At 34.2% G+C, this 4,868-nt stretch carries 8 protein-coding genes and 1 pseudogene; 4 read left to right on the top strand and 5 right to left on the bottom strand.

Features of this window, described 5'->3' with window-relative positions; genetic code table 11:
• A partial coding sequence (locus VIL26_00715) for an Ltp family lipoprotein (GenBank protein ID HEY8389467.1) occupies positions 1 to 103 on the top strand: 103 nt, incomplete at its 5' end.
• A gap of 126 nt (positions 104 to 229) precedes the next feature.
• On the opposite strand, the gene VIL26_00710 is transcribed toward VIL26_00715, so the two are convergent.
• Together VIL26_00710 and VIL26_00705 are read right to left on the bottom strand one after the other, a co-directional pair.
• Positions 230 to 700, bottom strand: a complete 471-nt coding sequence (locus tag VIL26_00710; GenBank protein ID HEY8389466.1) for a type II toxin-antitoxin system PemK/MazF family toxin — start codon at positions 698 to 700, stop codon at positions 230 to 232.
• Between the two features lie 23 nt (positions 701 to 723).
• A complete protein-coding gene (locus VIL26_00705) occupies positions 724 to 1,017 on the bottom strand; it encodes a hypothetical protein (GenBank protein ID HEY8389465.1) in 294 nt (97 codons plus the stop codon).
• A 458-nt stretch (positions 1,018 to 1,475) separates the two neighbouring features.
• Between VIL26_00705 and VIL26_00700 the strand changes: the two genes are divergently transcribed.
• Positions 1,476 to 2,978, top strand: a complete 1,503-nt coding sequence (locus tag VIL26_00700) for a recombinase family protein (protein ID HEY8389464.1) — start codon at positions 1,476 to 1,478, stop codon at positions 2,976 to 2,978.
• Positions 2,979 to 3,103: 125 nt separating this feature from the next.
• On the opposite strand, the gene VIL26_00695 is transcribed toward VIL26_00700, so the two are convergent.
• The 3 genes and pseudogenes from VIL26_00695 to VIL26_00685 all read right to left on the bottom strand — a co-directional run bounded on the left by VIL26_00695 (position 3,104) and on the right by VIL26_00685 (position 4,191).
• Positions 3,104 to 3,529 carry an ImmA/IrrE family metallo-endopeptidase gene (locus tag VIL26_00695; protein HEY8389463.1) on the bottom strand — a complete coding sequence of 142 codons (426 nt, stop codon included), beginning with the start codon at positions 3,527 to 3,529 and terminating at the stop codon, positions 3,104 to 3,106.
• Positions 3,530 to 3,564: 35 nt separating this feature from the next.
• Positions 3,565 to 3,909: a helix-turn-helix transcriptional regulator gene (locus VIL26_00690; GenBank protein HEY8389462.1), complete on the bottom strand. Its 345-nt coding sequence runs from the start codon at positions 3,907 to 3,909 to the stop codon at positions 3,565 to 3,567.
• A gap of 84 nt (positions 3,910 to 3,993) precedes the next feature.
• Positions 3,994 to 4,191: pseudogene (locus VIL26_00685) on the bottom strand (helix-turn-helix transcriptional regulator).
• A gap of 283 nt (positions 4,192 to 4,474) precedes the next feature.
• On the opposite strand from VIL26_00685, the gene VIL26_00680 reads away from it, so the two are divergent.
• Both VIL26_00680 and VIL26_00675 read left to right on the top strand, forming a co-directional pair.
• Entirely contained in the window at positions 4,475 to 4,708 is a 234-nt protein-coding gene (locus VIL26_00680) for a helix-turn-helix transcriptional regulator (GenBank protein ID HEY8389461.1), read from the top strand.
• Positions 4,709 to 4,727: 19 nt separating this feature from the next.
• On the top strand, positions 4,728 to 4,862 hold the full coding sequence (locus tag VIL26_00675; protein HEY8389460.1) for a hypothetical protein: 135 nt from the start codon (positions 4,728 to 4,730) through the stop codon (positions 4,860 to 4,862).
• Positions 4,863 to 4,868 lie beyond the last annotated feature (6 nt).

Genomic DNA, 4,868 nt, shown 5'->3' with positions numbered 1-4,868 from the left:
GATGAATATGTCCAATCAAGCGATTTATGAGCAGCTAACTTCCGAGCACGGGGAAAAATTCACCCCGGAGGAAGCACAATACGCTATCGACAATTTGAAATAATAAGCAGGAGCCTACTCGCTTTGAGTAGGCCCTTTTTTTGTCCATCATAAAAAAGAAGGTGGAGTGAGACGCCGGCCTTCTAATGGTATGTATTGTGACTTAAGACTGCATTGTTATACAAACTCATTATTTTTCGTCTTCTTTTATCATTTTTTCAATGTATTCTTCAAGCAATTTTTGGACAGTATGTTCTATTTGTTTTACAACAATTTCTTTAATAGTGTCATGCATTTGGAGTGATTCTATAAGTTTGAGGTGTAGAGCAGCCCTGTCTATTTCATTTAAAGAACATATATATGACCCTATTTTGTTACGTGAAAAAGTCATGATCTGGTCTAATTTCACATATGAATCACATTTTAATTGTGGGTAGTCTTTTTTATAAAGCGGTAAATGATAAGATTTTAGCTCCTTTTTATTTCCTTGGTCATCATACAGAGATGTTAAAGGAGCTAAAATCACTGTTTGATTTGGTAAAGTATAATCATGTAGCAAAAGGGCAGGATGACTTCCTTTAATTGTATATTGAGGTTTTGGATCTTCTTCTGGAAAATCGAACCAAATTATATCTCCTTGTCGGAATTCAAGTCGATCCATAGCTATACCTCCTACTAAAACCCTTATTCCCCTTGTTTGTCTTGGAACAATTCAAAAAACTCATTATCATTGTAGTCTTTTTTTTGTAATTGTCTAAAAAGATGTTTTTTTCTAGTTTTTTCGTCATTTATCATTTCTAGAAAATCGTAACCGTTTTCATCACGGAATCGTTTTAAAGCTTCTTCTACAGGAGACATTTTTTTGTTGATATTATCGACGTTACCTCGAATCAACTCCTTTACGCTTAACATTTTATTATTCCTCCCCTTGTAATTTTTCTTGTTCCTGCCTTTTTCGTTTTGTTTATCATTTTCCATGAAATTACCACGCTCCTATACTGGCATTTTATGTTATCCAGTATAGGAAAGTGATTTTGATTTTATTATAACAAAATGAAATATTTAACGAATTTCGTTCAAAAATCGTATAATATCAACTTTTTCTCGATATTTTAAACCAAAAAACATGTCAAGTAAAAAAATCGACAAAATTGTCACATGTAAATCATGATAATTATATATGGAGCATTATGCAAGCAAAAAAGATCGTGCTTCTCCTTTTTGTTTGAATGCGGTGAAAAGTATACCATTAAAAATAGGAAGAAAAACGAGTTTTTCTATCCTAACTCATTAGTACAACCACATCAAGCATACCTTTCACTAAAGGGAGGTATGCAACATGAATGTGAAAATCTTCAAAGGTCCTCATACTGACAAGAACATTCAAGACTGTTATCATTATTTAGTGAGGTTGTATAGAAAGGAGATAGCAAGAAATGAAGGCTATCTACGCAAGGGTATCGACAGAGGAATCGGCGCACAGGGGATACTCAATAGCTCATCAAATCGACGAGGCGAAGAAGAAAGCCGGAACCGATGATGTGTTAATATATACAGATGAAGGATATTCGGGTGAATTTTTAGAACGTCCAGGACTTGAAAAATTGCGAAATGATGTACAAAAGGGAATTATTGATACCGTTATTGTCTACGATCCAGACCGGTTAGCACGTAATCTCATGCATCAGTTGCTAATTGATGATGAGTTTCGAAAAAACGGGGTTGATTTACAATTCGTAAACGGAGATTACGCCGATACACCTGAAGGAAAATTATTTTTTTCTATGCGCGGTGCTATTTCAGAGTTTGAAAAAGCAAAAATTAGAGAACGGACAATGGCTGGGCGTATCAGAAAAGCGAAAGAAGGAAAAGTTGTTAAAGACGATAAAGTATATGGTTACGATTATGACAAAAAAACAGGTAAAATGATTATAAATGAACAAGAAGCTGAAATAGTACGTTTTATATTCGACAGTTTCACAAAACCGGACAGTAGATTTAAGGGAGTCAACGGAATTGCGAAGTACCTAACTGAAAAACAAATACCAACAAAAACAGGAAAAACTAAATGGCATCGTCAAGTTGTGCGGCAGATTTTGATGAATGAGACTTATACAGGGAAACGGCCGCAAAATAAATGGAACACGGAGGGCATGCTTGCAAATAAATATAAAAAAGATAAAGTGCCGATGCGATTAAGACCTAAAGAAGAATGGATTTACGTTGATGTTCCAGCTATTATTTCAAAAGAACAGTTCCAACAAGCACAACAGCTTTTAGAACAATCGCGACGTCGATATGCTAAACAAGCGAAACGTCGTTATCTGCTGTCCGGATTAGTTCGTTGTGCACAATGTGGCAATACAATGACAGGGCGATATGCAAAAAACTGGGGAAAATACTTTCGGGAATATACAGACGTTAAAAATACAGCTGGAACTAAAAATCCTGGGTGTGGAATGAGAATCAGAGCAGATGAATTAGAAGAAGAAGTATGGAATTATATCGTTGATTTATTTAACCATCCGGAACGAATTAGAGAGTTCAAGCCTAATGAGGACGATGATTTATTCGAACGAAAAGAACTAGAAAGACTGCAAAAAGAAATTGAGCGAACAAAAAAAGGCCGCAAGCGCTTGATCAGTCTTGTGACCTTGGCGGATGAAGATGACCTTAATCTTGAAGAAATAAAAGAAGAAATCAGTAAACTACAACAAAAAGAAAAAGCACTTATTAATGAGTATAACCGATTGGAAAAACAAATAAAAGCGCTTCAAGAAAATAGACCTAATGAAAATATTTTGCAGGAAGCGATCGATATGTTTTTAGCGCACAAAGATGAAGAATTAGACTTTGAAATAAAACAAGCCCTAATTAGAAAAGTTGTAAAAGAAATACGTGTTATAGATAAAGGCAACATTGAGATTTATTTATTTTAGTCTCAATGTTGCCTTTCCAATTATTTACGCATATCTATAGTAATTAGAATTTCAATCTTTATGACATTAGATATGCGTAAATATTTGGAATTATATTTTTTAAATAAAAAGCCCGTGAATGGGCATTATATACATCGCTTGTAATGTTTTACTAGCTCTACTGGTACATTCGCTTTAACCGCAATAGATTCGATCGTATCATCATCTGAAATAATCGTCGGGTCGATTAATAAACAAGCTGCAAATTCGTTTGCCTCCCGCTCGTATTTACCGTTTGGATTCAGTGTATTTTCCAAAATAAAGCGATGATTCTGAACATCATGTAACAAGTGATGTCCTAACTCATGAGCGCATACGTACTTTTTTTCATAACTATGTAGTGTATGATTTATAACAATGTATTTTCGTCTTAAAATTTTTACAGCCATACCTTTTGTTATAGGTGGAAGATCGCCTTCTTGAACAATAATGTTTTCTGCTTCAGCAATCATAAACGGATCACGGGTTTTATGTTTCAATAACAACTTTTTGACGATATTTTGTACTGCCACATTTTCGACCCCCTGTTTTTCCCCAACATTCCTAATCATTTTCTCTTATTTCTTTTTTTAGCATCTAAAAATAACGCTTGCAATACCATATCTATTTTTTCTTTATCTTCGTCTGTTAGTGGGATGCCGTCATACATTACCGATTGTGTTTCTAAAAACTCTTTTAACTCTTTTGGTTTCGGGGTGTCTGGGGAAATACTTTGTGGATCATGGGTAAAGCCACCAAGATAGTCAGGTGTTACATCTAATATATCAGCGAGTTTATAGAGTGTACCTACTCCGGGTAATTGTTTTGGGTTATGAATAAGTTCGTTAATGTATGATTCGCTTACTCCACATTTGTTTGCTACATCTCCTATTGATAATCCTAATTTTTCGATACCAGTTGATAAGCGATTAGAGAATGTTTTTAATTGTGATTTTGGTATAGTTTTTCCAACACCGCTATTTGTGACTGATTGAGGTTCATCTGATCGTCCTAAAAGATAATCGGTAGTTACATCTAATACATTGGCTAGTTCATTAAGCATCTCAAAGGAAGGTGTGCTATATCCAGTTTCATAATTAGAGATTGTCGTTTTTGTGGTACCTACCAATGTTGCTAATTCTTCTTGAGTAAGTTTTTTAGCTTTTCGAGCGCTTCGTAATCGTTGAGCGAACATAATATTCTCCTTTCTTCATAAAACTTCATATAGTTTTCGTAAATCTTCATATCATTTCATATAGTTTTCGTAGTTTTTCATATAAAAATTCAACTTTATTGTACTTTATTAAATGATAAAAGTTCAATATAATTGAACATTTTTGTACATAAAAGTTCAACATTGTTGTACTTAATTAAAAAATAATGTCCAAAAAACTCATACAAAAATGTTGACATCCAAAAAGTTTGGATTTATAATGAAATCAAAAGGTTCAAGAATCTTGGATTAAGGTGGTGAACCAATGCGTAAAAATTTACGGCTAATTGAGGCTAGAAAGAGAAAAGGATTAACGCAAGAACAATTAGCCAGACAGCTAAACAAAAGAAAAACAACTATTAGCAACTGGGAAAATGGTTATTGCAATCCAACACTATCAGACGCTTTCAAGATCGCAGAATTATTAGATGCAGATGTCAATGATCTTTTTTTCGACGAAAAAAGTCCAAGAAACTCATACATGAATCCGCAATCTTGATTAATAAGAGGTGATCGTGATGAACATCAAAGTGATTAAAGGCCCGTTATGGGAGCAAGTACAAAAAGAAGCATATGCGTTTTTGGCTAAAGTGCTTCCGGAACAATATCAAAAGGTTATGGAAGCCAAAAAATCCACTGAAAAAGCGTCCTAAAAGAAG

Source organism: Clostridia bacterium (genome assembly GCA_036562685.1).
Lineage (GTDB): Bacteria > Bacillota > Clostridia > Christensenellales > DUVY01 > DUVY01.
Note: the sequence above shows the minus strand (reverse complement) of the source record. Positions and strands in the feature narration are given on the sequence as shown.